Consider the following 26992-nt stretch of genomic DNA (forward strand, 5'->3'; position numbering starts at 1 on the left):
GCGCCGATGACACGAGTGACCCGCGCGGAGATCGACCGGCTCGTCGGAGGCGACCACCACGATCCGCACTCGGTGCTGGGCGCGCATCCCGGACGGTCGGGTGTGACAGTCCGGGCGCTGCGCCCGCTGGCCGAGCGCGTCGAGGTGGTGCTGCCGAACGGCGACCGGAAGCGGCTGCGGCACCATCACGCCGGGGTGTTCACCGGGACGCTGCCGGAGGGCGCGCCGCTGTCCGGCGGGGACGGCGCGCCGCAGGCGGTGCCCGACTACCGGCTCGCGGTGACCTACCCCGGAGCCCCTGAGACCGTCCAGGACGACCCGTACCGGCACCTCCCCACTCTCGGGGAGCTGGACCTGCATCTCATCAGCGAGGGGCGCCATGAGGAGCTCTGGCGGGCACTCGGCGCGCGGGTCCGGACGTACGACTCGGCGTTCGGCACGGTCACCGGGACGGCGTTCTCGGTGTGGGCCCCGACGGCGCGCGGCGTGCGCGTCGTCGGCGACTTCAACCACTGGGACGGCCGCGCGCACCCGATGCGGTCGCTCGGCGCGACGGGCGTATGGGAGCTGTTCGTTCCGGGCGTCGGGGACGGCGACACCTACAAGTTCGAGATCCTCGGCGCCGATTCCGTGTGGCGGACCAAGGCCGACCCCATGGCGCAGTACACCGAGACACCTCCCGCTACGGCGTCGCGCGTTTTCACGTCGTCCTACGAGTGGACGGACGGCGAGTGGATGGACCGCCGTAAGGGACGCGAATGGGTGAGCGAGCCCATGAGCGTGTACGAGGTCCATCTGGGTTCGTGGCGTCCGGGCCTCGGCTACCAGGAACTCGCGGACGAGCTCACCGCGTACGTCCGGGAGATGGGCTTCACGCACGTGGAGTTCCTGCCGGTCGCGGAACATCCGTATGGGCCGTCCTGGGGTTATCAGGTCACGTCCTACTACGCGCCTACCTCGCGCTTCGGGACGCCGGACGATTTCAGGCATCTGGTGGACCGCCTGCACCAGGCGGGCATCGGTGTCCTCATCGACTGGGTTCCCGCGCACTTCCCCAAGGACGACTGGGCTCTCGCACGCTTCGACGGCACCGCCCTCTACGAACATGCCGATCCCGGTAGGGGCGAGCACCCCGACTGGGGGACGTACGTCTTCAACTTCGGCCGGGCCGAGGTGCGCAACTTCCTGGTAGCGAACGCGTGCTTCTGGCTGGAGGAGTTCCATGTGGACGGCCTCCGCGTGGACGCCGTCGCCTCGATGCTGTACCTGGACTACTCCCGCGAAGAGGGCGAATGGACGCCCAACGTCTACGGCGGACGCGAGAACCTCGAAGCCATCTCGTTCCTGCAAGAGATGAACGCGACGGCCTACAAGCGCAACCCCGGAATCGTCACGATCGCCGAGGAATCGACCGCGTGGCCAGGCGTCTCACGCCCCACGCATCTGGGCGGGCTCGGATTCGGCTTCAAATGGAACATGGGCTGGATGCACGACACGCTCAACTACCTCAAACACGACCCAGTCTTCCGGCACTACCACCACAACGAGATCACGTTCTCGATGGTGTACGCGTTCTCGGAGAACTACGTGCTGCCGCTGTCGCACGACGAGGTCGTCCACCTGAAGGGGTCGCTGCTGGAGAAGATGCCCGGCGACACCTGGAAGAAGTTCGCCGGCCTCCGCACGCTGCTCGCCTACATGTGGTCGCATCCCGGCAAGCAGCTGCTGTTCATGGGGGGCGAGTTCGGCCAGGGCGCCGAGTGGACCGAGAGCCGCCCCCTGGACTGGTGGCTTCTGGACAACGCCGCCGAGGGCGCAAACCACATCGGGGTGCAGAAGCTCGTCCGCGACCTGAACCGCGCCTACCGGGAACAGCCCGCGCTGTGGACGCAGGACGCCTCGCCCGAAGGGTTCCAGTGGATCGACGCCAACGACGCGGCCGGGAACGTCCTCTCGTTCGTCCGGTACGCGGAGAACGGGACGCCGCTGGTATGCGTCGTGAACTTCTCCGGCGACGTCCATGAGAACTACCGTGTCGGGCTTCCGCAGGCGGGCGGCTGGCTGGAACTGCTCAACACCGACGCCTACGAGTACGGCGGCAGCGGCGTGGGCAACCTCGGACGCGTCGAAGCGCAGGAGCAGCAACTCCATGCGATGCCCGCGTCCGCGGAGATGCGCGTCCCTCCGCTAGCGGTGATGTGGCTGATCCCCGAGAGCGACGCCACCACCACTGAGGCGAACGCGAATACAGTGACGGAATGACCGTCGCTCAGACCCTCGGAGTCGTCCCGAACCAGTTCGTCTTGGAACACCTACCGAACTCGGTGTTCCCAGAGGACGACGAGTGGGTCGCCCTCGTGCGCGCGCCCGAAGGGCTGACGGTTGTGCGTGAGGCTCCGCCTTCAGTGGAAGCCGACCGCTGGGTGGGCTTCTATGGCGGAGCGACCGCGCACGGGCTCGACACCCCGGGGATGCTCGCCGCCATCATCAGCCCCTTGGCGGAGGCCCGGATCTCGGTGTTCGTCGCGTCCACGTATCACGCGGACCTCGTTCTCGTGCCCGAGTACAAGCTCGATGTGGCCAAGGCCGTCCTCCAGGAAGCCGGGCACCGGATCCAGGGGTGATCCTCACTTGGCCAGGTGGTTCAGGAGCCAGCGGGGGCCGGCGACGGCTCCGCCGGCCGCGGCCACCCGGGATTTGAGCTCGCGGTCGGCGGTGATGACGAGCGTCCTCGTGCCGGACTCGGCATGCGCGACGAGTTCGACGATGTGGTCGTCGCCGCTGCCGGGCGCCGCGCTGACCTGCACCGATTCGGACGAGGTCACGTTCCGGGCCGCCCCCTCCACGACCTGGACCACATCCGGATAGACCGTGTCGTAGGGCACCAGGTCGCCCGGGAGGTCGCTGACACCTCCGGCGAGGACGGCCAGGTCGTCCCGGAGGCGGGTATTCGCGCCCGCGCGGTCGCGCCACCAGCCGTGCTCTGCGCGCGCGCCCACGACGTTCGCGGCGTCCACGATAAGGACGACCCGGACGAGCGCGTCCCGCAGCATCGGCCATGTCGCCGCGAACGGCGCGAACAGCTTGAGCTCCTCCACCTCCTCTACCGGAACCCAAGCGGCGCGGCGGGTCTCGAACGACGCGGGCCGGACGTGGTCCATCTCCGGAACCCATCCGACGACCGAGGTGAACGCCCAGGAACCGTGGTCCTCCTTACGGCTCCCGACGAGCCGCACCACGGACGTGTCGAGGGTGCATTCCTCGCCGGTTTCGCGGATCGCCCCAGCAATCGGGTCCTCGTGGCTGTGATTGGCGCCGCCGAACATGCCCCACGTCCCGCCGCCCAGGCCCCAGGACGCGCGCTTCTGCAACAGGACGCGGACGGCGTCGTCGAGCGACCGGTGATAGGCCAGCAGTCCCGACGCCCCGAACCGTCCCCAGTGCTTATGGCCCTGATCGCAGCGCGTCCAGCCGTCGCCGTCTCCCATGTCCGCGACCCTAGCCGTGACGAAGTGCACAGTGCCCGCGCATCGCCGTCCGAATAACCTTCGGTTCGTTGGCGTCCACCCCGGGGAGCAGCTTTGAGCGTCGAGACCGACCGGACCGTCCAGCTCACCGCGGAGCAGGCCGAGCACGCCCGGATGTGGGACGAGCTGTCCGGCGCCGAGCTGATCCAGGCCATCGCCGACGGAACGTTCCCGCACGTCTCGACCGTGGACGACCACATCGGGCAGGACATCACGTCCGCCGAGCCGGGCCTGGTCGCGCTCCGCTGGACGCCGGGCGAGCACCTCACCAACCCCGGCGGCATCGTGCACGGCGGCTACGTCGCGATGATCCTCGACAACGCCGTCTGCCTCGCCGGCGCGTCCACCTGCGAGCACTTCATGCCGATGCTGACGCTCAACCTGAACGTGAACTACCTGCGCCCCGTCCTCGCCGGAGAGACCTACACCGTCACCGGCAACTGCGTGCACCCCGGCCGCACCCGCATGGTCGCCAACGCCGAGATCACCGACACCAACGGCCGCGCCATCGCCCAAGCCTCCGCCTCCGTCCTCCCCAACCAGACCTTCGCCCGCTAGGCTGTGTTTCAAAGTCCCGGCCCACTGCGCTCGCCTAGCGGCTCGCTCCGTGACCGTGCCTGGGCGAACGCGGCATCGCTTCGCGATCAGCGCGGTGCCGCTCGCCTCCGGCGTCGCGGCACCGCGCTGGTCACGCGTTCGCGCGCGTGGCCGAGGCCACTTCGAAACAGGCCCCTAGCCCCCTCCCCCGGCCACGCCCTCGCATGGGCGACCGCACCGGCCGCGGACTCCGGGCGCGGACTCCGGGCGCGGACTCCATCCACCAGATCGTGAACCCGGGCACGGGGTTCGGCTGGGGGCGGGGTGCGGCGCATAGGGTGGGGGCCATGGTGGATCCCGGCAACGTTCTCAGCGTCATCAGGCAGGCACGCGATCGGCGCACCGGCCCGCTCGTGCTGGAGCTGGACCTCACCGACGGGCTCGTGGAGACCCCGCCGGGCGATCCGCTCTCGGCCTTCCTGGCGATGCGGCGGACGCACCTGCGGGACGTCCTGGACGGCCTGCGCCGGGCCCGCTCGGACGCGCGCGTGAAGGCGCTCGTCGTGAAGGTGACCGGCGGTGTAGGGCTGGCGCTCGTGCAGGAGGTCCGGGACGCGGTCCTCGCGTTGCGCGAGGCGGGCAAGTACACCGTCGCCTGGGCCGAGACGTTCGGCGAGGGCGGACGCGGCACGGTCCCGTACTACCTGGCGTCCGCGTTCGACCGGGTCTACCTGCAACCGATCGGCGAGGTCGGGCTGACAGGGGTGGCACTGGAAGAGCCGTTCTTCGCCGGGGCGCTGGAGAAGGCGGGCGTCCAGCCGCAGTTCGCCAAGCGCTACGAGTACAAGACGATGGCGAACACCTTCATGGAGAAGGGGTACACGCCCGAGCACGAGGAGTCGTCCAAGCGGCTCGTCACGTCCCTCGGGGAGCAGATCACGCAGGGCATCGCGGAGGCGCGCAAGCTGTCCCCGGAGCGGGTCCGCGAGCTGGTCGACAAGGCTCCGCTGCTGGCGGACGAGGCGCTGGAGGCCGGGCTGGTCGACCGGCTCGGCTACCGCGACGAGGTCTACGCGCACCTGCGCGAGAAGGCCGGCAAGGACTTCCAGCTCCGGTTCGTCACGCGCTACAACCGGACGCACGGGCTGGCCAAGCGGATCCCGCAGCCGGGGAAGCAGGACGTGGTCGCGCTGATCAACGGCCACGGCCAGATCCGGCTCGGCCGCAGCGGCCGCGGCGGGCCGCTGCCCGGCCAGAGCGTCGCGATGGGCTCCGACACCGTCGGCGCGGCGTTCCGCTCCGCGGTGAAGGACGACCGGGTCAAGGCGATCGTGTTCCGGGTGAACAGCCCCGGCGGCTCGGCGGTCGCGTCCGACGCCATCTGGCGCGAGGTCGTGCTCGCGCGCAAGGCGGGCAAGCACGTGGTGGTGTCGATGGGCGACGTCGCGGCGTCCGGCGGCTACTACGTCGCGATGGCCGCCGACACGATCGTCGCGCAGCCCGGCACGATCACCGGCTCGATCGGCGTGGTGGTCGGCAAGGCCGTGGTGAACGGCCTGCTCGACCGGCTCGGCGTCGGCTTCGGCGCGGTCGGCGACGGCGCGCACGCCCGGATCTTCAGCGCCACCAAGGAGTTCAGCGACTCCGAGTGGGAGCGGATCAACGCCTCGCTCGACAAGATCTACGCCGACTTCACCGGCAAGGCCGCTGAGGGCCGCGGGATGACCCGCGAGCGGATGCACGAGCTGGCCCGCGGCCGGGTCTGGACCGGCGCGGACGCGCAGGCCAACGGCCTGGTGGACGAGCTGGGCGGCCTCGACCGGGCGATCGACCTGGCGCGCAAGAAGGCCGGTCTGGCCGCGGACGCCCCGGTCCGGACGTTCCCGCACACCTCGCCGCTGGAGCGGCTGCGTCCGCCCGAGTCCAGCGAGGACCGCACCGCCGCGTCCGCCCGCTTCGACGGCTGGGGCTCGCTCAGCGGCGCCGCCGCCCGCCTGGGCCTCCCGCCCGCCGGCCCCCTGACCCTCCCCGGCACCTGGACCATCCGCTGACCCCCGGGCCGGACGGAACGGAACCGGGCGGCGGGGCGGACGGAGCGGCACCCGGCGGACCGGCATCCGGCGGACCGGCAACGGGCGGACCGGCAGGCGGACCGGCACCCGGCGGAGCGGCATCCGGCGGACCGGCATCCGGCGGACCGGCATCCGGCGGACCGGCATTGGGCGGAGCGGCATTGGACGCGGTGGAGTTCACGGAGGCGGTCGCGGGGTTCGCGACCGGGGTGGTCGTGCTGACCGTGCGGGACGGGCGGGACGACCTCGGCACGACGGTCACGTCGTTCATGTCGGTGTCCCTGGAGCCGCCGATGGTGCTCGCCGGCGTGGTGTCGGACGGCTACCTGGCCGAGGTGCTGCGCCGGACGCCGCGCTGGGCGGCGACGGTGCTGAGCGCGGAGCAGCGGGCGCTGGCCGGGCGGTTCGCCGCCGAGGGGCGCCCGTCCGCGCGGCTGCTGCTGGCGTCCGAGCCGCACCACCGCGGCCCGGTGTCGGACGCGCTGATCGTCGACTCCGGGCTCGCGGCGCTCGAATGCGAGACCCGGCAGACGATCGAGGCGGGCGACCACACCCTGTTCGTCGCCGAGGTGCTGGCGGCCGACTACGTGGCCCGCCGCCGCTCCCCCCTGATCAGGGTGAACCGCCGCTACCTGACCTGAGCCGCACCTGGTTTGATCCTCCTAGAACCGATCGCGAGAACACCACCGGGGGATCCCGCATGACCTATCCAGAGCCCAAGTACCTCGGCGAAGGCGGCGAGGCGAGCGCCACGTACCGGCCGAGCACCACCGATCCGGACTACGTGTACGACAGCGGCACGCGCGTCCACTACCTGGCGACCGGGGCGTCCACAGGCGGCAAGTTCGGGCTGTACCGGTGGGAGATGAGCGGCACGCCGAGCGGGCCGTCGCCGCACTTCCACCGCTCGATCTCCGAGTCCTTCTACACCCTCGCCGGGACGATCAAGATCTTCGACGGCGCGAAGTGGATCGACACCACCGCAGGGGACTGGGTGCACGTGCCGGAGGGCGGCGTGCACGGCTTCCGCAACGAGTCGGGCGAGCCCGCGTCCATGCTGATCCACTTCTCGCCCGGCGCGCCGCGCGAGGCGTACTTCGAGGGCACGCCGCACCTGGGCGAGATGACCGACGAGGAGCGCGTCGCGTTCTTCCTCGAACACGACACGTTCTGGGTCTGAGCCGTCCGAGTCCGGGTCCGATCTAAACCTTCTGGATCTGAACCTTCCGAGGCCGAACCTTCTGGCTCTGGACCATCTAGGTCCGAAGCAGACGGTTCCGAACCGGACGGGGCCGTCCGGCTTCAAACCATCCAGATCCTGAACCTTCCGCTTCTGAACTATCTAGGTCCGAAGCAGATGGGTCTGGAGCGGACGGGTTTGATCGGCCCGGCGGCGGAGGGTCAGATGCGGCGGCCGCGCTTCCAGACGGCGGCAACCTGGGGGACGCCCGGACGGTAGGCCAGGTGGATGTGGGACGCGGCCGACAGGGCGAGGACGTCGGCCCGCGCGCCCACTCCGAGCCGTCCGACGTCGGTGCGGCGCAGCGCCCGCGCGCCGCCCGCCGTCGCCGCCCAGACCGCCTCGGCGGGCGTCATCTTCATGTCCCGGACGGCGACCGCGATGCAGAACGCCATGCTGGAGCTGTAGCAGGAGCCGGGGTTGCAGTCGCTCGCGAGCGCGACCGTGACCCCGGCGTCGATCAGGCGGCGCGCGTCCGGGTAGGGCTGGCGGGTGGAGAACTCCACGCCGGGCAGCAGCGTCGCGACGGTCTCGGAGTCGGCGAGCGCCGAGACGTCCTCGTCGCTGAGGAACGTGCAGTGGTCGGCGGACGCCGCGCCCAGCTCGACCGCGAGCCGCACGCCCGGCCCCTCGCCGAGCTGGTTGGCGTGCACGCGCGGCATGAGCCCGGCCTTGATCCCCGCCTCCAGCACCTCGCGGGTCTGGTCGGCGTCGAACGCGCCGCGCTCGCAGAACGCGTCGATCCAGCGGGCGTGCGGGGCGCACTCGGCGAGCATCTCCCCCGAGACGAGCCGGACGTACCCCTGCGCGTCGTCGGCGTACTCGGCCGGGACGACGTGCGCGCCGAGGAAGGTGACCTCGTCGGCGATCTCCGCCGCGATCCGGACGGCCCGCTCCTCGTCCTCCACGGTCAGCCCGTAGCCGGACTTGCACTCGACCGTGGTCGTGCCCTGCCGGGCCATCTCGTCCACCAGCCGCCGGACGGTCGCGCGCAGCTCCGCGTCGGACGCGGCGCGCGTCTTCGCCACAGTCGTCCGGATACCGCCCGCCTTGTACGGCTGGCCGGACATCCGCGCGGCGAACTCCTCGGCGCGCTCGCCCGCGAACACCAGGTGCGCGTGCGAGTCCACGAACCCGGGCAGCACCGCGTTGCCGGCCGCGTCGTAGGCCTCGTCGGCGGCGGGCGCGTCCGCCGCGCGGCCGACCCAGGCGACCCGCTCGCCGTCGAGGACGAGCGCCGCGTCCCGGACGATCCCGAGCGGCCCCTCCCCCGCGCCGGGTTCGTTGGTGACCAGTTCCCCGATGTTGGTGATGACGATGCTCACGGAACCAGCATCGCATCCGGGCCCCCTCCGGGAACCCCGCGCCCCACCCGCCTCTGTCTCGGATCCGAGACGCCGGCGCATCGCCCCGGACGGGCCTGAACGAGACGCCGGAGCATCGCCCCGGACGGGCCTAAAGCGGTCATCGCGGACGATCCATGGCGTGCCGGTTCGGTGCCAGAGTGTCAGGAAGACCCGGGCAACCAGGACGGCCGGGCACCGGTCGTCGGCCCGGGCGAAGGGCAGGTCGCCATGACCGAGCAGCAGGCGAGCGCTCCGGTTCCGCGAGGCCGCTACCGCGTCCGCAGCGGGTCCTACACGATCGGCATCCGGCGGCAGGACGCCGACTCCGAGGTGCAGGTCGCCGAGTTCGTCCTCGGGGACGCGGCCGACTGCCGGGTGCAGGTCCGGATCGCCCGCGCCGAGGGCGACTGGGCGTCGGCGTCCTGGACGGCCACGATCGCGCAGAAGGACCTGCCCGGGCTGGTCGAGGCGTCCGCCAAGGAGCCTGACCTGGCCACGCCGGGACAGGACCAGCTCGGCGGCTACTTCGCGCCGCGCTCGGACGTCTTCAAGGGCGCGCCGCACCCGTCGGACATCACGCAGGGGCTCGTCGGGGACTGCCGCGTCGCGTCCGCGTTCCAGGCGGTCGCCGCGTGCGCCGCCGGGCCGGAGTTGATCCAATCGCTGATCGCGTCCGGCGAGGGCGTCTACGAGGTCACGCTGGTGCCCACCACCGGGCCGAAGGCGATGCCCGCCTCCAGCGCCCGGGCCACAGCGCTCACGATCTCCGACTTCCTGCCGGTGACCAGGCACAACCGCGACCCGCTGTACCTGCTGAGCGGGTCGCCGTACGGACCGTCCTCGCAGGTGCCGCTGTGGCCGGCCATCCTGGAGAAGGCGTTCGCGACCATGTGGGGCGGCTACGCCGCGCTGGACGGCGCGGAGGAGCGTCCGGTGCTGGCCGCGCTCGGCCTCGGCGACTTCGTGCACGTCAACTGGATGAGCGACGAGGAGACCAAGCCCGCCGCGGCGAAGGTCCGGATGCTCCAGATGGCCAAGGGCGGCTACGCGATCACGACCGCGGCGCGCGCCAAGCGGCACAACTACGCGGTGCTGGCGGTCGACGGGGACGGCGTCCTGGTCGCCGACCCGAACACCACGCGCGCGGGCGGCGCGGAGAAGCGCTGGAAGTCCCCGGCCACGATGAAGGAGGCCGAGAAGCTCCCGGAGTCCACCGCCTTCCCGCTGCACTTCACCTGGGAGGCGTTCTTCGCGACCTTCATGTGGATCTACGGGGCGCTGCCGCCGAAGAAGTGACGCCCGCCCTCCGCCGCTGACCACCGGGTTGCCAGTTCGTACTACGAACCAATATGGTTCGTAGTACGAACTGAGCTATTCGAGGAGTGGTCATCGTGAGCGGAACCGTGGTGATCGTGGGCGGCGGCTACGGCGGCTCGGCCGCCGCCAAGGCGCTGGACGAGCACGCCGACGTCGTCCTGGTGGAGCCGAAGGACGCCTTCGTGCACTCCGCCGCGGCGCTCCGGGCTCTGGTCAAGCCGGACTGGGCGCCGAACATGTTCTTCCCCTACGACCGGCTGCTGGCCCGGGGACGGGTCGTCCGGGCGCGGGCCGCGTCGGTGGACGCGCGCGGCGTCACGCTGGAGTCGGGCGAGCGCATCACCGCCGACCACATCGTCCTGGCGTCGGGTTCCGGATATCCGTATCCCGCCAAGACGCGGACGGACGTAGCGGACGAGGCGCTCGCCCAGCTGCGAGACACGCACGCGGAACTTGCCGCCGCCGAGCGGGTCCTGATCACCGGCGCCGGGCCGGTCGGGCTGGAGCTGGCGGGCGAGATCAAGGCGGTCTGGCCCGACAAGCACGTGACGGTCGTCGATCCCGCGGACCGGCTCGTCCCGGCCTTCGAGGACGGGATGCGCTCCGACCTGCACCGCCAGCTGGACGAGCGCGGGATCGAGCTGCGCCTCGGCACCGCGCTGAGCGCCGAGCCGCCGGTCGAGCCGGGCCGCGCGAAGACCTTCACGGTGGACGGGATCACCGCCGACATCTGGTTCCGCGCGCACGGCGTCGCCGTCCAGACGTCCTACCTGGGCCCCGACCTCGCGGCCGCCCGCACCCCGGCCGGGCGGATCCGGGTGACCGAAACCCTGAGCGTCGAGGGCTTCCCGAACGTGTTCGCGCTGGGCGACGTCACCGACCTGGACGAGGCGAAGATGGCCGGGTACGCGATGAAGCACGCCGAGGTCGTCGCCGCGAACGTCGCCGCGCGCGTGCGGGGCGAGGAGCCGTCCGCGACGTACGCGCCGTCCCCCATCCCGTCGGTGCTGATGCCGCTCGGCCCGGACGGCGGCGTCGGCCAGTACCCCGGCCCGGACGGCCCCGTCGTCCTGACCGCCGACACCGTCGCCGACTACAAGGGCCGCGACCTGTTCATCGGCCGCTTCACCGACCTCTTCAACACCGAGCCCGCCGCCGAACCCGCCGCCTGAGCGGGCGGGCCGTCACGGCTCGTCCATGAAGACCTCGGGGACGTCGTTCTCCTCGACGACGCGGCCGAGCAGCTCGACCAAGTCGGCGCGCTCGGCCGCGGTGAACCCGGCGGGCAGGTCCTCGATGCGGCGGCAGGTCTCGGTGTAGAAGTCGTCGGCGAGCGCGACGCCGGCCTCGGTGAGCGCCACCCGGACGGCGCGGGCGTCGTCCGGGTCGGGCTCGCGGCGGACCAGCCCGCGGCGCGCGGTGCGGTCGACCAGCCCGGTGAGGCTGGACTTGGCCAAGCCCAGCATGCCGCCGAGCTCGCCCATACCGATCGGCCGCATCATCAGGACGCAGAGCAGCTGGCCCTGCTGCGGCGTCAGCCCGTACTCCCGGGCGGACGCGGCGTACACGGCGTTCACCAGGAAGGACGAGCGCACCAGCGCGGTCGCCACCGCCATCCGCTCACCCGTCGACTTTCCCATTACCCCACGATATAGCCACGGAGAAAAAGATGCGTAATTCGCGCCACGAACTTGTCTTCGGACTCGGCCTCTCGTCCGCCGTCGCGACCACCGCCGAGATGCTCCGGCAGGCCGACCGGGCGGACGCGGACGGCCTCGACATGGTGAGCGTCTCCGACCACCCGTACTACGCCGACCGGCTCGACGCCTACGCCACGGTCGGGGTCCTGCTCGGCCGCACCGAGCGCCTCGCCGCCTTCGCGAACGTCACGAGCCTCCCGGTGCGCCCGGCGCCGATGCTCGCCCGGACGATCACCTCGCTGTCCGAACTGTCGGAGGGGCGCGTGATCCTCGGCCTCGGCGCGGGCGGCCTGTGGGACGAGGCGGCGCGGCTCGGCGTCCCGCGGCTCACGCCGGGCGAGGCGGTGCGCGCGTTCGAGGAGGCGTTCCAGGTCGTCCGGGCGCTGTCGGGCGGCGGCGGAACGGTCACCTTCGACGGCGAGTTCTACCAGGTCAAGGGGCTGGATGCGGCCGCCGCGCCGACCCCGCCGATCTGGACCGGCTCCAACGGCCCGCGCTCGCTCGCGGTCACCGGCAGGCAGGCGGACGGCTGGATCCCCGGCCACGCCGCGGACTGGCTGAGCGAGCGCTACCGCTGGTCCCGGCCGATCATCGACGAGGCCGCCGCGGCCGCCGGGCGCGACCCGTCCGACATCCGGACGATCTACAACCTGCCGGGCCGGATCACCGACCGTCCGCTCACCGCGACCCGCGACGCCGAAGGCCGCTGGCTCGGCGGCTCCCCCGCCCAGTGGACGGAGGAGCTGACCGGCGCCGTCCTGGACCACGGCGCGACCGGCTTCACCTACTTCGGCGACCAACCGGACGCCTGGGCCCGCGAAGTCGCCCCCGCCATCCGCGAAGCCGTAGCAGCAGCCCACCCCACCAAGAACTAACCCCGCCCGCCCGCTAACCCCCCCGCAGGACTCCGCCGCGCCCCCGCCTGGCCAACCCCGCGCACCGACACCATGCGCCTCCCCGGCAGGCTCCGCACAACACCGCCGCGCCGCCCGCTTAGCGAACGCCGCGCAGCGACATCCGCGCGGTGACGTCCGGCAGGCTCCGCGCGGCGACGTCGCGCGCCTGCTGGGCGGCTCCGCGCGGCGACGCGGTGCACCCGTTCAGCAGACTCCGGACAGGGACCCCCTGCGGCCGTCCGGCAGGCTCCGCGCGACACGGCCGCGCGCTTGCTTGGCGAACCCCGGACGGCAACACCGTGCGTCCGCATGGGACCGCCGCGCAGCGGACACCGTGCGGCTCTTCGGCAAGTCCCGCGTGGCGGCGCCGTGCGCCTGCTTGGCGAACAGCCGCAGGGCGTCGCGGTGCGCGTGCGGGGCGGGATACGGCTGCGGTGTGGTGGTGGGCTCAGGAGGGGGTGGGGGTTTGGTGGTCGGCGTGGGTGGCGGCGGCTTTGGTTAGGTGGGTTAGGACGGCGGCGGTGGCGGGCGGGTCGGGTGGGGCGCCGTGGACGGCGGCGCTGACCAGGCGGGTCTGGCCGTCCAGGGGGACCGTCCGGATGCCCTGGTGGCGGACCGCGTGCAGGGCGAGGGTGGGGAGCGTGGTGACGGCGAGGCCCTGCGCGACGAGGGCCTGCACGGCCACGTAGTCGTCGGTGGTGAAGGCGATGTCCGGGGTGAAGCCCTCGTCCGCGCAGGCCCGGACGAGCTGCTCGCGGCACCGCTCGCAGCCGCCGATCCAGCGGCTCGCCGCGTGGTCGGCGAGGCTGTTTCCCGCTGTTTCCGCAGGCATGACCAGGTGCAATGCCTCGGTGAGCAGGGGCGTGCGGCGGAGTCCGTTCCCCTCGGGAACGTCGTTCTCGTTGGCGTGCGCGAACACGACGGCGATGTCGATCTCGCCGGCGCGGAGGGCGCGGAGCGCTTCGGGCGGTTCGGCCTCGCTCAGGCGCAGCTCGACGTCCGGGTGGTCGGCGGCGAACGCGGCGGCGGCGACGGGGACGAAGGTTCCGAGCGCGGACGGGAAGGCGGCCAGGCGGACGCGGCCCGCGCGCAGGCCGGTGTGGGCGGCGAGTTCGGCTTCGGCGGCGTCCATCCGGCCGAGGATCTCCTCGGCGCGTTCGGCGAGCATCCGCCCGGCGTCGGTGAGGCGGACGCCCCGGCCGACGCGCTGCACGAGGCGGCTGCCGGTCTCCGCCTCCAGGCGCGCGAGGTGGTGGCTGACGGAGGGTTGCGCGTAGCCGAGCGCGCGGGCGGCCTCGGTGACCGAGCCGTGCCTGGCCACCGCCGCCAGCACGCGCAGCCGGACGACATCGAGCATGCCCTGAACATATCAACGGTGTCGATGTGTTCCAGAGAGGATTGGCATTGGACCTATGGGTTGGCCGGTCGCGACCATGGGCGCATGCGACTTCCCGTGTTCGACGACGTCCTCGCCGCCCGCGACCTGCTGGCCTCCCGGCTGCCCGCCACGCCGATGTGGTCCTACCCGGTACTGGACGAGGCGGCGGGCGCCTCGGTGTTCGTGAAGCACGAGAACGTCCAGCCCACGGGCGCTTTCAAGGTGCGCGGCGGGCTGACGCTGCTGGCCGGGATGACGCCGGAGCAGCGCGCCCGCGGGCTCGTCACCTACTCGACCGGCAACCACGCCCAGTCGATCGCCTACGCGTGTGCCGAGTACGGCGCGCCCTGCACGGTCGTCATGCCGGAGGGCGCGAGCGAGGAGAAGGTCCGCGGGACGCGCGGCTACGGCGCGCGGGTCCTCCTGGCGGGCGCGGACATGGCCGAGGCGCAGAAGGCGGCCGAGGCCCTGTCCGATGAGTTCCTGCTGGTCAGCCCGGGCGACACGCCCGAATTGATGGCCGGGGTCGGCACCGCCTACCTGGAGATCTTCGAGGCGCGGGATGGCCTGGACGCGGTGATCGTCCCGGTCGGCAGCGGCACCGGGGCCGCCGCCGCGTGCCTGGTCGCCGCCGCCGTCGCGCCGCGCTGCCGGGTGATCGCCGTCCAGTCCGCGTCCTCGCCCGCGGCGCACGACTCGTGGGCGGCCGGGCACACCGTAGAACGTCCGAACCGCACGGTCGTGGAGGGCCTGGCCACAGGACGCGGCTTCGAGCTGCCGCAACGCCTGCTGCGCTCGCGGCTGGCCGAGTTCCGGCTGGTTTCGGACGAGCAGATCCGGACGGCCCAAAGTGTTTTCGCCACGCACGCGCACACCCTCGCGGAAGGCGCGGGCGCGGCCGCCCTCGCCGCCGTCCTCGCCGCCCCGGACGACTTCGCAGGCCAACGCATCGCCGTCATCTGCACCGGCGGCAACGCCCCCAAGCCCGAAATCGCCGCCCTCGCCTAACCGAACCACGAGCCCGACGAGTACGACATCAGGCGTCGCACAACCGGGCAGCGCGCCCGGTTGAGCGCAAAGCCGGGTGCTGCTCAACCGAACCGCACGTCCGGTGCGCGGGGGCCTAGGCGTCGCTTAACCGGGTCGAGCGGGTGGTGAGCTTGACGGGAGGCGGCGGGTTGCCGGGTGGGGTCAAGGGGTGGTGGGGACGGTCCAGGTCCAGTCGAGTTCCCATAGGCGGATGTGGCCGGAGGCGCTGCCGGTGAGGGCGTGGAAGCCGTCGTAGGTGGCGGCGATCGCCATGGTTCCGCGGTCGGGTTCGGCGGCGGTGCGGATGTGCGAGGCGTCGCGCAGGTCCCAGATCTGGAGGGCTCCGCCGGAGCCGGCGGCGAGGACGAAACGACCGTCGTCGGTCAGGGCGCTGCCGTTGGACGACTGCTTCTCGCGCATCGTGGGGCCCGGTTCCCCTGTTTCGGTCGTCCAGTGGGCGATGCCGCCTCCGTCGCCGCCGGTCATGCTCGCCACGACGCGGCGGCCGTCCGGGGTGAGGCGGGCGTTCTTCGCCGCGAGCCGGCCGGTCGCGTAGCTGAAAACAGCGAGGCATTCGCCCGTCCCGGCGTCCCAGAGGCGGACGGACGCGTCGTACCCGCCGGACACGACGCGGCGGCCGTCCGGGGCGAACCAGAGGGAGGTGATCTGGCCGCGGTGGCCCGTGAAGGTGCGCAGGACGCGGGCGCTTCCGAGGTCCCAGAGGACGAAGTCGCGGTGGAACGGGATCAGGGCCGTCCGGCCGTCCGGGCTGATCCGCGCGGTCGACCGGTACCCGTCCGGCAGGCCGGTGACCTCGGTGCCCTCCCCTGTTTCGGTCGACCACAACAGCACGCGGCGGTCGCGTCCCACCGACAGGGCACGCGTGCCGTCCGCGCTCAGGCTGACCGATTCCACGAGGTTGGTGTGTCCCTTGAGGACGGTCCGGCATTCGCGCCGCGCCAGATCCCAGATTCGGACGGTCCGGTCGGCGCTCGCCGAAGCCCCGACAGGCGCTTCGGCCGCCGCGTCGATGGACCAGATGCTGGCGGTGTGTCCGCTGAGGTCCGCGGCGATCCAGGTCGAGCGCAACCCGTCGCGGGCGGCGTGGCGTCCGAAACCCCGCCAGGCGTTGAGCGTCAGGTCGGAGCGTTCGTGACCGGGCACTTCGCGGGCCCGCTTCAGGGCGTCCAGCGCCCTGGGCAGGTCGCGCTGGTTCAGGGCCTGCCCGTACTCGGCGATCAGCGAGGCGGCGCGCGCGGACAGCTCGTCCAGCTCGGCATGGCCGCGCGGGCGGCTGAGGCGGAAGGGCGCGTGCGGCGTCCGGGACGGAAGGCCCCACGTGATGAGGGTGTCGTCGTCGGCGGCGCTCAAGGCCAGGCCCGGTAGCGGGACCGCCAGCGCGGAGACGACGTCGCGGTGGCCGCGCAGGGTGCGCAGGCAGCGTCCGGTGTGGGTCTCCCAGATTCGGACGGTCCTGTCGCGGCTTGTGGACACGACGAAAGCGTCGCCGCTGAACGCGACGCCGGTGACGCCGTCCTCGTGGCCGGTGAAAGTGCGCAGGCAGCGGCCGTGCACGAGGTCCCAGAGCCGGATCGTCCGGTCCGACTGGAACCTGCCGCCGGACAGCGCGGTCCGGCCGTCGGCGCTGATGGCGAGGGTTCCGATCGGACCGGAATGGCCTTTCAGTTCCTGCCGGCCGGTTTCCCGGTCGACCGTCCAGACGGATTTGTCCCAGCCGCCCGCGACGGTTCTCAGGCCGTCGGTCTCGACGGCCGTCAGTCCCTCGGCGCTGTCGCCGATGAAGCCGAGGAACTCGCCGGTCCTGCCGTTCCAGACGTGGACCTTCCCGGTGGACGCCGCGCAGAGGACGATCAGGTCGTCCCCGTGCGTGTGGAGCCGGACGGCCCCGATGGCGCGTCCGTGCGGATTCGGTCCGTCCACTCGCCAGGCGTTAAGGAGCCGACCGGAATCCAGATCCCACAGCTGGACGGTGTTCAGGCCCACGCCCGAAACAGCGTGGCGCCCGGTCGCGTCGACATCGACCGAAAGCACCCCGCGGTCGTGCGCCTGGATCGTCGTGACATGGCGCTGGCCGGCGACGTCCCACAAGGAGACCTCGCCGCCGTAGCTGCCGGTCACGACGTACTTGCCGCCCGGCGAGAAACGCATCGCGAGCTCGAAGTCCTGCCTGCGCTGCCAGGGCATCTTCTTCTTGTCGAGCCGCTGCCAGGGCGGGTTCCACGTGTTTCGGACGACCGCCCGCCCGGTTTCGGGATCGGACGCCAGCGCCAGGGCCGCCGCCGCGTCCTGGTCGTCCGGCGCCTCGTGGATCACCCGCCGCAGCAGCTCGTGGGCGGCCTCCGGGTCGCCGCGCTCCAGGTGGACGAGCCCGAGCAGGTAGCGGACCTGCCACGGATCGCCGGTCCCCGCGCCGACCCCTTCCAGGTCGGAAACGAGCCGCTCGTCGGTGATCTCGCCGCCGCGCCAGCGCGTCAGCCCGAGGTTGAACGTCGCCTCCGCATGGTGCGGATCCGCCTCGATGGCCTCCTCGAACGTCCGGCGCGCGTCGTCCGGGCGGCCGAGGTCGAGCAGCGACAGGGCGCGGTTGTTCAGCTCGTCGGCGCGCAGCCGGGCGGCGCGGGGCATGGTGCGCGGGTAGGGGCGCCCGGCGAACCGCCGGTAGGCGTCCGCGAAGTCGCCCGCGACCTCGGCCATCGTGCGCGGGCGCCGGTCCGGGTCAAGCTCCAGGCAGCGGGCGAGCAGCTCGGCGATCGAGTCGGGGACGCGCCCCTGCCTCCGCCACAGGTCGAGCGTCCTGCCGGCGAGCGGCCCGGCCCGCCAGACCACCTCGCCGGTGAACATCTGCAATACCGACGCGCCGAAACTATAAATGTCGGTACGCCGACCGACCGGAAGCCCCTCCGCCTGCTCGGGGGACGCGTACGCCGGCGTCAGCCCGCCGGTCGGAACCAGCACGCTCCCGTCATCGTCCACCGCGTCGCGAGGCGCACTGCTCCCGTCGGCCGACGCACCGCGCGGCGGAAAGCTGCCGTCATCGTCCACCGCATCGCGTGGCGAACGGCCTCCGTCGCCCGAGGTCCCGCGAGGCGCAGGGCTCCCGTCGGCCGGTGCGCTGCGCGGCGGAAAGCTCCCGTCGCCTGACGCGTCGCGTGGCGGGAGGCTCCCGTTGCCCGATGTGCTGCGCGGCGGAGAGCTGGCGTCGCTCGGTGGGAGGCTGCCGTCGCCTGGGAGTGTGCGGGGTGGCTTGGGGACGGGGCGGGCGCGGGCCAGGCCGAAGTCGGTGATCTTGGCGATGCCGTCCGCGTCGATCAGGACGTTCGCGGGCTTGACGTCCTGGTGGACGAGCCCGCTCGCGTGCGCGTGCTCCAGCCCCCACGCCATCTGGACGGCCAGGTCGAGGATCCGCTCCAGGCCCCGGCCCTCGTAGAGGCGGCCGTCGCGGATCCAGTCGAGCAGGCTGCCGCCCGGGACGTACTCGGCGAACACCCGCGGGATGCCGTCGACCGTCCGGACGTAGTGGCAGTTGCACACGTTCGGGTGCAGGCCGAGCGACACCCACGCGTCCGCCTCGGCGACGAACCGGTCCCGGTCCCCGGCGTCCCGGAACAGCTCGGCGCGCGGCGACTTCACCGCCAGGTCGACGCCCCATTCGAGGTGCCGGACGCGGTAGACGAGCCCCATCCCGCCCTGCCCGTGGATCCGGGTCACCCGGTAGCGGCCGTCCACGACGTCGCCGATGCGCCATTCCGCCGTTCCGTCCTCGACCACATCGTCCCCTCTGGTGGCGATCCGCACCGCCAAGCTTGGCCGCGCGGCGGTGCGGAAACAAGGTCGGCATTGGGTCTGTCCTCCGCCTCCCGGCCGCCGTTAAGTTCGATCGGTGAACGAGAAAGTCGGTACAGAACCGAAATTCAACGAGGCGCTGGCCTACCCGAAGGCCGTGCGCGTCGGGCAGTCCGTCTGGATGGGCGGCACGACCGCCGCGGGACCGGACGGCGCGGTCGGCGGGGACGACGTCATCGCCCAGACCACCGAGGTGATCCGGCGCATCGACATCGCGCTGCGCCAGGTCGGGTCGCGGCTGGACGAGATCGTCCGGATCCGCGTCTACGTGACCGACATCGGCCGCTGGCCCGAGATCGTCACCGTGCTCCGCCAGTTCTTCCCGCACCGTCCCGCCGCCACCCTGGTCGAGGTGAGCCGCCTGCTCTCCCCGTCCCTGCTCGTCGAGATGGAGGCCGACGCCGTAGTCCGCGGCTGACCCGCGCCGCGCCCACCCCGCCACCCCGCTCAGCTCCCCCACACCGCTCGTCCGTTCAGGCGCGCCTCACCCCGCCCGCCGCGCCCCGGCCGAGCACCACCCGCCGCGTCCCGCCCGAGCAGCCGCACGCCGCGCCCTGGCCGAGCACCTGCACGCCGCACCCCGACCGAGCACACGACTGCCACGCCTCGGCCGAGCAGCCGACTGCCCGCGACGCTTCAGCCGTCTAGCTCCCCCAGCACGGAGATCAGCCGCGCACGCTCCTCCTCGTCCGCGCGGACCTGGCCTCCGTAGACGCCGAAGCGCGAGATCGGCGCGTCGCCGTGGGCGAGTTCCTCCAGTTCCGGCAGCAGCGGCAACGCGTCCTCGCCCAGCTCGCGCAGCGCGTCCACGAACCACGTCCCGACGCCCACCTGCCGGACGCGCAGGCGGAGCGCCTCGACGAGCGGCTCGCTCTCCCCCGTGATCCGGAAGAACGCGAGCGCGGCGACGTCGTAGTCATGCCGGTCGTGCAACCGCTTCCGCACCCGCCGGTCGAGTTCGGCCCCGGCCCGGCCAAGCAGGCCCGCCAATTCGAGCGCATCCCTGGTGTACCGGCCGGCGTCCAGCGCGTCCGCGGCCGCGTGAATCGCGGGGGCGGTCTCACCGGCATGGAGAAGGATGCGGGACGCCTCGATCCGGTCCTGGTAGACGCCTGGATCTTCCGGCGCGGGATCGTCTCCGGGTGCGGCGGCCTCGCGCAGGGCGTCGAGCAGGCCGTCCAGCGGGAGATCATGTTGGAGCGCCGTCCGTGCGGCGAGCAACCCTTCGCCATCGGCAGCGGCGGCCGGGATGGCGCTGCCGAGCGGGCCGCTGTCTCCGGTGATGGCGGCCAGCGCTCCCGCGCATGCGAGCCGCTGTTTCCAGGACGCCGTCGTGTCGTCATGAACGCGGGTCAGGACGGGCACCGCCGAGGATGCGGCCTTTCCGATCGCGCCGAGCGCCCGAACCGCGTGCCAGCGGTCGTCCGGGACGAGCGCGATCAGCTCGGGCACCGCTTCGGCCGCGTCCGGACCCCACTTGAGCGGCAGGTAGGTCAGCAGGGTGCCCTCGTTGTGCCAGTGCCGCCAGTCCTCGTCACCCGGCTCCATGCGGGTCGGCAGCGCGGCCAGGCGTTCCCGAAGCGCGGTGAGGATCGCCGGGTCGCAGGGCGACTCCGACTCGGCGGGCAGCCTCAGCACATCGGTGGTCAGGCGGCCGGCGCGCAGGGCGGCGCAGAACGGCTCGCGCCAGCGGTCGTCACCGAGCCCGATGAGGATCTCCAAGGCGAGGTTGAACAGGCGTCCCTCGTCCGAGGTGACATCCCGAAACCCGCCGGGCGGCGCAGCCGAAAGGAAGGCCGCCAACGACTCGGCCACACGGGGAGCCGCCTCCCGGACGTCACGGACGGCGAAAGCGGCCGCGACCCGGACGCCGAGATCGGGATGACCGACGGCCTCGGCCAGCAGCGGCGCCAGCCGGATCCGCGCGGCCCGCGACCCCACGCAGCGCTCGTACACGGCGTTGACCGCCGCGAGCGCCGCGTCGGGCGTCCGGTCGAGCGCCGCGTCGGGCGTCCGGTCGAGCATCGCGCGGTTGAACGCCGCGAAGGACGCGTCGTCCAGCCGCGAAACGATCTCCTCGAACGGCCTGGGAGCCCAGATCCAGCCCTGCAGCGGCTCGCCCTGCGACCAGCAGTCGCCGAACGCCGCGGCGGCCTCGTCGGACCAGGGAAGGCCGGCGGTGACCGAGGCCCAGAGCGCTCCGGCGCGCACCGCGTCCGGGTTGGCCGGCGCGAGTTCCGCCTCCAGCCAGTCCGCGCTGTCCAGAGGGGCGAGCCGCGCCGCGGCGGCGAGGAGGCCCGCCACCACGAGCGGCGACGGCTCGGCCTCCCGCCGCGTCCGGAGCGCGGGCAGCACTTGACCAGCCGTTTCGCTGGGCAGGTGGCCGAGGACGTACGTGGCGGCGTGCCTGATGTCGGCGTCCAGGTCGTCCAGGAGGGCGAGCAGGATTCCGATCTCCCGCACCAGGGCCGCATCGACGTCGTTGCGGATGGCATCCGACGCGTCCTCGGCCGCAGCGATCGCACTCAGCAGATGCACCAGGCTCGTGCGCCCGCGCGTACCGGCGTCGGCGGCAAGGCGCGCGATGAACGGCACCGCGTACGGCGTGGCCGAGTAGAGCGTGCCCTGGTGGTAGATGCTGCCGAACAGATAGTCCGTGGCTTCTTCGACGGCCTCGTCGTCCAGACTGGCGAGGTCCCGCAGAACGCCCGGGATGTCGTTTGCCGGGCCGTAGGCGTGGGTGAGCGCGGGCCAGTCGATGTCGTCGAGACCGGGGAGCATTCGCGGGGGTTCCTTCCGTCCTCGGCGCGATCGGCGGTCAGCCTAGCCGGGGGCGGTGGGGTTCAGTCGGCGATCAGCTTCTCCGAGAGCGTCCAGAGGCGGTCGGCGCGGTCGGGGTCGAGGATGCGGGGCAGGTAGTGGCCGCTGGGCGGGTCGCCGGCCTCGGTCCAGGGCCGGGCGATGGCGCAGTTGTCGAGGTAGCGGCCGCCGATGCCGTCGAGTTCGGGGGCGACGGCGGCCCAGACGGTGGTGGCGGCGCCCTGCTCGACGGTCTTCCAGCCGGGCGGGATGACCGGGTTGCCGTCGGCGTCGGCCCAGCCCATGTCGATCAGCTCGTCCGCGGGGAGGTGGCGCTGCAGATCCGTCATGATCGCGCCGGGCATCAGGGCGTTGGACGTGACGCCGTCGTCCGCCCAGCGTCCGGTCAGGCCCACCGCGAACAGCGCGTTGGCGCTCTTGGACTGGCCGTAGGCCTCCCACGGGTCGTACGGGCGGCGCCGGTAGTTCGGGTCGTCGAAGTCCACGTCGCCGCGCCGGTGCGCGCGGGACGACAACACGACGACGCGGGCGCGACCGGCCGCGCGCAGCGCCGGGCGCAGGCCGGTGGTGAGCGCGAAGTGGCCGATGTGGTTCGTCCCGAACTGGGATTCGAAGCCGTCCGCCGTCCGGGTGAGCGGCGTGGCCATCACCCCCGCGTTGTTGATCAGCAGGTGCAGCGGCCGTCCGGCGTCCAGCCAGCGCCCGGTGAAGGCCCGCACGGACGCGAGCGAGGCGAGGTCGAGTTCCGCGTGGACGACCTGCGGGTTCCCGGTCTCGGCGGCGATCCGCCGGGCGACCGTCCGGCCCCGGCCCGCGTCCCGGACGGCGAGAGTCACGCGCGCCCCGGCGGACGCCAGCGCCCGCGCCGTCTCCGCGCCGAGCCCGGACGCGCCGCCCGTGACGACCGCGTCCATCCCGGTCAGATCGTGTCCGGCGACGACCTCGGACGCCGTGGATGTCGCATCAAAGCTCATGGTTTGCCCCTAGATGTCAGTGGTGACAGACCGAGGTTGCCGAACCCACCGCCACCCCGTGAAGGTGGCGGTGTTCCTGGCAGTGACACGGCTAGGTTCCTGGCGGTGACGCGGCTGGCCTCGCGAATCCCCCCGCTGGCAAACTGGACGGATGCCCTCCAGCAGCGCGTTCGGCGACTTCCTCCGGGCCCGGCGTGCCCGGCTGCGTCCCACCGATGTGGGCCTGCCCATCGGACCGGGCCCGCGCCGCACGCCCGGCCTCCGGCGCGAGGAGACCGCCGCCCTCGCGGGTGTGAGCATCGACTACTACATCCGGCTTGAGCAGGGGAAAGAGACCAACCCGAGCCCGGCCGTCCTGGACGCCCTGGCCCGCACGCTCCGCCTGGACGCCGAGGAGCGGGCGCACCTCCTGGCCCTCGCGAACCAGGCCGCCGGACGCGTCGTCCCCGCTCCCGTCCACGAACGTCCCGAGATCAGGACGGGGATCCTGCGCCTGCTGGAACGCGTCCGCCCCTGCCCGGCCTACGTCCTCGGCCGGACCAGCGACATGCTCGCGTCCAACCCCGAGGGCCTGATCCTGTTCGCGGGCATGGAGGACTGGCCGCCGGAACGCCGCAACACCGTCCGCTACGTCTTCCTGCACCCTGCCGCCCGCGACGTCCTCGCCGACTGGGACAAGGCCGCCACGACCAGCGCCGCCCAGCTCCGCAGCCTCACCGCCACCGACCCGGACGACCCGCGCCTCGCCGCCCTGATCGCCGAGCTCCAGGCTGAGAGCCCCGACTTCGCGCGGCTCTGGACCCGCCACGACGTCCAGGCCAGGCGCAGCGACCGCAAGACCTTCCGCCACCCCCGCGTGGGCGACCTCACCCTCGACTTCGAGGTCCTCCACCTGGGCGAGGACCGCCAGCGCATGACCATCTACCAGGCCGAACCCGGCACCCCCGACCACGACGCCATGGTCCTGCTCTCCCTCAGCACCACTACCGACCAGTTCGGCACTCCCCACCTATGACCGCGAGGTCAGGCGTCGCAGAGGCGGATGACTTCGGGGACGAGGTCGGTGAGGAGCGCTTCGTCTTCGGGGGACGTCGGGGTGTATTCGGTGATGCCCAGGCCGATGACCTTGTGATGCGAGGTCAGATCGGTGATTTGGGCCAGGAGTTCCGCGGCGGGGAGGCCGTTGGGGGTGGGGTAGCCGACTGAGGTGAAGCCGTCCAGGACGTCCAGGTCGATGTGGATGTAAAGGACGGTGTTCTCGGGGAGGGCGGTGAGGTCGGCCCACTGGGTGCGTTCGATGAAGTCGGTTTCGGCCGGATCCAGGGAACGGACGCCGGAGAAGGCCACCTGGGACGGACGCAGGGGCTCCGGGGGAAGCAGGTCTTTCGGGCCGTCGCCCAGAAGGGTGCGGAGAACCATTCCGTGAAAGGCGCCCGAAGGGGACGACTCCGGGGTGTTGAGGTCCCCGTGAGCGTCGAACCAGACGACGGTGAGTCGGTCGCCGTGGAGGCGGACGGCGCGGGCGATCGGTTCGAGTTCCACGCCGCAGTCGCCGCCGACGGTGACGGTCAGGCCGTTCTCGGGGAGGACGGAGCGGACGCGGGCGGCCGTTTCAGCCAGCGTTTCGCCGACCTCCACCTTGATGTGGTCGGTGCCTCCGGCCATTGCGGCGATGCGTGCCGCGCCTTCGACCATTCCACGGGCTGTCGGTGAGCCGGATCCCTGCCATTGCGGCACTTCGATGACGGTGTACATCGCGGCCTCCCTAGGAGGTGAGGTGTTCGTAGAGAGCCTGGTGGCCTTCGGGGGTGGGGTGGATGCCGTCGGCGAGGAGCTCGGGCTTGTTCTGGAGCGCGGACCAAAGGTCCAGATGGTCGATGTGGTTCTCGACGCACCAGGCTTTTACGAAGTCGCGTAGGGCGGCTGCGCGGGCGTGGGTGAAACGCATTCCCGGGTAGTGAGGGGCCTTTGACTCGTCCAGCCAGGTTGGGCCGGCGATGACGAGGCGGGCGTTGTGCTCCTGGGCGAGTGCGGCGAACTCGTCCAGGTTTTCGGCCACGTCGGTCAGCCAGTTCTGGCTGTGGGGCAGCGTGGCGGAGTCGTTGATGCCTGCCGCGATGATGATCGTGTCGGGGAGGCGCGGCGGGAGCAGGGCCGGGAGCGTCGCGCGGACATCGTCCAGCGAGAAGCCGGGGATGGCGACGTTGAAGAAGCGGTGGTCGGCCTCGTCCTCGGCGATGTGGGCGGACGCCAGGCGCGCGGCCCAGCCTCCGGCGGGGTCGCAGCGGCCGTAGGCGATGCTGTCACCCGCCAGGACGATGCGGGACGCGGGGCGCAGCGGGTTCGCGTCCAGGTAGGCCCAGGCGGTCTCGCCCGAGATGAGCCGGACGCGGCGGCGGGCGTAGTCGTCGACCTCGTAGGCGTCGGCGGCGGCCAGGTCGGCGTCGGTGAGATGCAGGACGGCGCCCTCGACCTCGGCGAGGACGCGGCGCTTCAGCGTCAGGTGGACGTCCAGCCCGCTGGTCTCGATCACGGACGGGTCGGTGATGGTCAGCGGCCGGGTCGTGTAGCCCGCGAGCGTCGCGGGGGTGGCGGGAACTGCCTGACCGAAAAGCTTGTTCTGGACGCCCTCGTCGAGCAGCGTGCCGAAGGAGAAGAGGGCGTGGGGACGGGACGTGCTCACCGGGGCCTTTCTGCCGGAATGGACCGGTTCAGCCTACCGATGCGCCAGGTCAGAGCGGCGCCCGCGGCCCCTCCGCCCCGGCCCGGCTCCGGTTGCGAGCGCGCGCGGACGAGGCGGCCTCGCGACCTGGCCACGCGCCGCTTGGGAGGGCGCGCGGACGACGCGGTGGTCGGGTTAGCCCTACTCGGAAGTGTCGGGATGGCCTCGCTGCGCCGCGGCGGGCCCGCGCGGTGGGATCTCGGTCATGACTTCATCGATCTTGCGCCGGGCGCGGGTGCCGGTGGCCGGGGCGGCCGTGCTGGCGCTCGCCGGAACCGCCGCGCAGGCGGTCGCCAAGGCCCCGGACCGGGCCGTCCCGGCGTGGACGCAGAGCTGGGGCACGGCGATGCAGCGGCCGATCGCCGGTGACGAGGACTCGGGGCCGAACTGGTCGACGCAGGGGTTCGCCGGGCAGACGCTCCGGCAGGTCGTCCGCCTCAGCACGGGCGGCGCGCGCGTCCGGGTGCGGATCTCCAACCTGTACGGGACGCGCCTGCTCAAGGTGGACGCGGCGGCGGTCGGACGGGCGGCGAGCGGCGCGAAGGTGTGGCCGGGCAGCAGCGTGCCGCTGACGTTCGGCGGGCGGCCCGCCCCAGCCGTCCGTCCAGGCGCGGAGGCGGTCAGCGACCCCATCGCGTTCCCGACCGCGCCGCTGGAGAGACTCGCAGTCACCCTCCGGTTCAGCGCGGCGACCGGACCGGCGACGTTCCACCGATTCAGCACGCAGTCCGCCTACCTGGCTCAGGGCGACCACCTCAAGGACGCGACCTCCGAGGCGTTCACGAAGAGCACCGACTCGTCCTACTTCGTGTCCGGGGTGGACGTCGCGGGCGGGCACGGCGGCGGGACGGTCGTCGCGTTCGGCGACTCGCTGATCGACGGCGTCGGCTCCACGCACGGCGCCGACGCGACGCTGCCGGACGCGATCGCCGAGCGGCTCGCCTCGACGTCCCGCCCGCTCGGCGTCGTCAATGCGGGCATCGGCGGCAACCGGCTGCGCTACGACTCGGCGTGCAGCGGCGACAAGGCGACCTCGCGGTTCGTCCGGGACGTCCTGGACCGGCCCGGAGTGCGCGCGGTCATCGTCCACCTCGGCGCGAACGACATCCGCGTGACACCCGGCGACCCGTGCCTGCGGCCGGGCGGGCCGTCCACCGCGCAGCAGGTCATCGACGCGCAGAAGCAGCTGGTCGGCGCGGCTCGTGCGCGCAGGATCCGGGTCGTCGGCACCACGATCCTGCCGATGCGCTCGGCGCTGTTCCCGGTGTGGACGCCGGAGGTCGAGAAGGCCCGCGTCGCGATCAACCGGTGGATCCGGACGAGTCACGCCTACGACGCCGTCCTGGACGCCGACCGCGCGCTCGCCGACCCGGCCGCTCCGGACCGTCCGCGCCCCGGGTACGTCTTCGAGGACGGCCTGCACCCGAACGACGCCGGCTACCAGGCGATCGCCCGCGCCCTCGACCTCAGCGCCCTCACCGACCGCTGAGCGCACCTTCCGGGCGTCCGGAATACGGACGCCCGGAATCCGGCGTCAGATCGGGTGGTTGCCACCGCCGTTCTTGAAGAC

The 26992-nt window shown here is 72.4% G+C and carries 22 protein-coding genes; 13 read left to right on the top strand and 9 right to left on the bottom strand.

What is annotated here, in order from left to right; genetic code table 11:
- The first annotated feature begins 6 nt into the window (after positions 1 to 6).
- Complete coding sequence (gene glgB / locus FHU30_RS25930; protein WP_253879201.1) at positions 7 to 2262, top strand: 1,4-alpha-glucan branching protein GlgB; 2256 nt, start codon at positions 7 to 9, stop codon at positions 2260 to 2262.
- Positions 2259 to 2624, top strand: a complete 366-nt coding sequence (locus FHU30_RS25935) for an ACT domain-containing protein (RefSeq protein ID WP_253879202.1) — start codon at positions 2259 to 2261, stop codon at positions 2622 to 2624. Before glgB ends, FHU30_RS25935 begins: the two co-directional genes overlap by 4 nt.
- Positions 2625 to 2627: 3 nt before the next feature.
- On the opposite strand, the gene FHU30_RS25940 is transcribed toward FHU30_RS25935, so the two are convergent.
- Positions 2628 to 3488, bottom strand: coding sequence for an NUDIX domain-containing protein (locus FHU30_RS25940; protein ID WP_253879203.1), 861 nt, complete (start codon positions 3486 to 3488; stop codon positions 2628 to 2630).
- Positions 3489 to 3581: 93 nt separating this feature from the next.
- Between FHU30_RS25940 and FHU30_RS25945 the strand changes: the two genes are divergently transcribed.
- The 4 genes from FHU30_RS25945 (at position 3582) to FHU30_RS25965 (ending at position 7316) form a co-directional block, all read left to right on the top strand.
- Positions 3582 to 4085, top strand: coding sequence for a PaaI family thioesterase (locus FHU30_RS25945; RefSeq protein ID WP_301323634.1), 504 nt, complete (start codon positions 3582 to 3584; stop codon positions 4083 to 4085).
- A gap of 326 nt (positions 4086 to 4411) precedes the next feature.
- Positions 4412 to 6115 carry a signal peptide peptidase SppA gene (gene sppA, locus FHU30_RS25955; RefSeq protein ID WP_253879204.1) on the top strand — a complete coding sequence of 568 codons (1704 nt, stop codon included), beginning with the start codon at positions 4412 to 4414 and terminating at the stop codon, positions 6113 to 6115.
- Between the two features lie 191 nt (positions 6116 to 6306).
- Positions 6307 to 6777 carry a flavin reductase family protein gene (locus tag FHU30_RS25960; protein WP_372503953.1) on the top strand — a complete coding sequence of 157 codons (471 nt, stop codon included), beginning with the start codon at positions 6307 to 6309 and terminating at the stop codon, positions 6775 to 6777.
- A gap of 59 nt (positions 6778 to 6836) precedes the next feature.
- On the top strand, positions 6837 to 7316 hold the full coding sequence (locus FHU30_RS25965) for a cupin domain-containing protein (protein ID WP_253879206.1): 480 nt from the start codon (positions 6837 to 6839) through the stop codon (positions 7314 to 7316).
- Between the two features lie 221 nt (positions 7317 to 7537).
- Here the strand turns inward: FHU30_RS25965 and hutI are convergent, their stop codons facing one another.
- Positions 7538 to 8701 carry an imidazolonepropionase gene (gene hutI / locus FHU30_RS25970; protein WP_253879207.1) on the bottom strand — a complete coding sequence of 388 codons (1164 nt, stop codon included), beginning with the start codon at positions 8699 to 8701 and terminating at the stop codon, positions 7538 to 7540.
- A gap of 249 nt (positions 8702 to 8950) precedes the next feature.
- Between hutI and FHU30_RS25975 the strand changes: the two genes are divergently transcribed.
- Positions 8951 to 10018 carry a C2 family cysteine protease gene (locus tag FHU30_RS25975; RefSeq protein ID WP_253879208.1) on the top strand — a complete coding sequence of 356 codons (1068 nt, stop codon included), beginning with the start codon at positions 8951 to 8953 and terminating at the stop codon, positions 10016 to 10018.
- A 95-nt stretch (positions 10019 to 10113) separates the two neighbouring features.
- A complete protein-coding gene (locus FHU30_RS25980; protein ID WP_253879209.1) occupies positions 10114 to 11211 on the top strand; it encodes an FAD-dependent oxidoreductase in 1098 nt (365 codons plus the stop codon).
- Between the two features lie 12 nt (positions 11212 to 11223).
- Here the strand turns inward: FHU30_RS25980 and FHU30_RS25985 are convergent, their stop codons facing one another.
- Positions 11224 to 11679, bottom strand: a complete 456-nt coding sequence (locus FHU30_RS25985) for a MarR family winged helix-turn-helix transcriptional regulator (protein WP_253879210.1) — start codon at positions 11677 to 11679, stop codon at positions 11224 to 11226.
- Positions 11680 to 11708: 29 nt separating this feature from the next.
- On the opposite strand from FHU30_RS25985, the gene FHU30_RS25990 reads away from it, so the two are divergent.
- On the top strand, positions 11709 to 12614 hold the full coding sequence (locus tag FHU30_RS25990) for an LLM class flavin-dependent oxidoreductase (protein ID WP_253879211.1): 906 nt from the start codon (positions 11709 to 11711) through the stop codon (positions 12612 to 12614).
- Positions 12615 to 13083: 469 nt separating this feature from the next.
- Here the strand turns inward: FHU30_RS25990 and FHU30_RS25995 are convergent, their stop codons facing one another.
- Entirely contained in the window at positions 13084 to 13992 is a 909-nt protein-coding gene (locus FHU30_RS25995) for a LysR family transcriptional regulator (RefSeq protein WP_253879212.1), read from the bottom strand.
- 84 nt (positions 13993 to 14076) lie between these two features.
- On the opposite strand from FHU30_RS25995, the gene FHU30_RS26000 reads away from it, so the two are divergent.
- Positions 14077 to 15021 (top strand): threonine ammonia-lyase, encoded by a 945-nt coding sequence (locus FHU30_RS26000; RefSeq protein ID WP_253879213.1) that lies wholly within the window; start codon positions 14077 to 14079, stop codon positions 15019 to 15021.
- Between the two features lie 183 nt (positions 15022 to 15204).
- Here FHU30_RS26000 and FHU30_RS26005 read toward each other — a convergent pair whose 3' ends face one another.
- Entirely contained in the window at positions 15205 to 18831 is a 3627-nt protein-coding gene (locus FHU30_RS26005; RefSeq protein ID WP_253879214.1) for a protein kinase domain-containing protein, read from the bottom strand.
- A 112-nt stretch (positions 18832 to 18943) separates the two neighbouring features.
- Between FHU30_RS26005 and FHU30_RS26010 the strand changes: the two genes are divergently transcribed.
- Positions 18944 to 19324, top strand: a complete 381-nt coding sequence (locus tag FHU30_RS26010) for a Rid family hydrolase (protein ID WP_253879215.1) — start codon at positions 18944 to 18946, stop codon at positions 19322 to 19324.
- A 218-nt stretch (positions 19325 to 19542) separates the two neighbouring features.
- Here the strand turns inward: FHU30_RS26010 and FHU30_RS26015 are convergent, their stop codons facing one another.
- Together FHU30_RS26015 and FHU30_RS26020 are read right to left on the bottom strand one after the other, a co-directional pair.
- Positions 19543 to 21687, bottom strand: a complete 2145-nt coding sequence (locus tag FHU30_RS26015) for a hypothetical protein (RefSeq protein WP_253879216.1) — start codon at positions 21685 to 21687, stop codon at positions 19543 to 19545.
- Positions 21688 to 21749: 62 nt separating this feature from the next.
- Entirely contained in the window at positions 21750 to 22700 is a 951-nt protein-coding gene (locus tag FHU30_RS26020) for an SDR family NAD(P)-dependent oxidoreductase (protein WP_253879217.1), read from the bottom strand.
- A 151-nt stretch (positions 22701 to 22851) separates the two neighbouring features.
- On the opposite strand from FHU30_RS26020, the gene FHU30_RS26025 reads away from it, so the two are divergent.
- The gene (locus FHU30_RS26025) at positions 22852 to 23715 is read left to right on the top strand and encodes a helix-turn-helix transcriptional regulator (RefSeq protein WP_253879218.1); all 864 of its coding nucleotides are present in this window, start codon (positions 22852 to 22854) and stop codon (positions 23713 to 23715) included.
- An 8-nt stretch (positions 23716 to 23723) separates the two neighbouring features.
- Here the strand turns inward: FHU30_RS26025 and FHU30_RS26030 are convergent, their stop codons facing one another.
- Entirely contained in the window at positions 23724 to 24455 is a 732-nt protein-coding gene (locus FHU30_RS26030; protein ID WP_253879219.1) for an arginase family protein, read from the bottom strand.
- A gap of 10 nt (positions 24456 to 24465) precedes the next feature.
- On the bottom strand, positions 24466 to 25383 hold the full coding sequence (locus FHU30_RS47235) for a GDSL-type esterase/lipase family protein (protein WP_253879220.1): 918 nt from the start codon (positions 25381 to 25383) through the stop codon (positions 24466 to 24468).
- A gap of 244 nt (positions 25384 to 25627) precedes the next feature.
- Between FHU30_RS47235 and FHU30_RS26040 the strand changes: the two genes are divergently transcribed.
- Positions 25628 to 26911, top strand: coding sequence for an SGNH/GDSL hydrolase family protein (locus FHU30_RS26040; RefSeq protein WP_253879221.1), 1284 nt, complete (start codon positions 25628 to 25630; stop codon positions 26909 to 26911).
- Positions 26912 to 26992 lie beyond the last annotated feature (81 nt).

The organism is Actinomadura rupiterrae (assembly GCF_024172125.1).
Classification (GTDB): domain Bacteria; phylum Actinomycetota; class Actinomycetes; order Streptosporangiales; family Streptosporangiaceae; genus Spirillospora; species Spirillospora rupiterrae.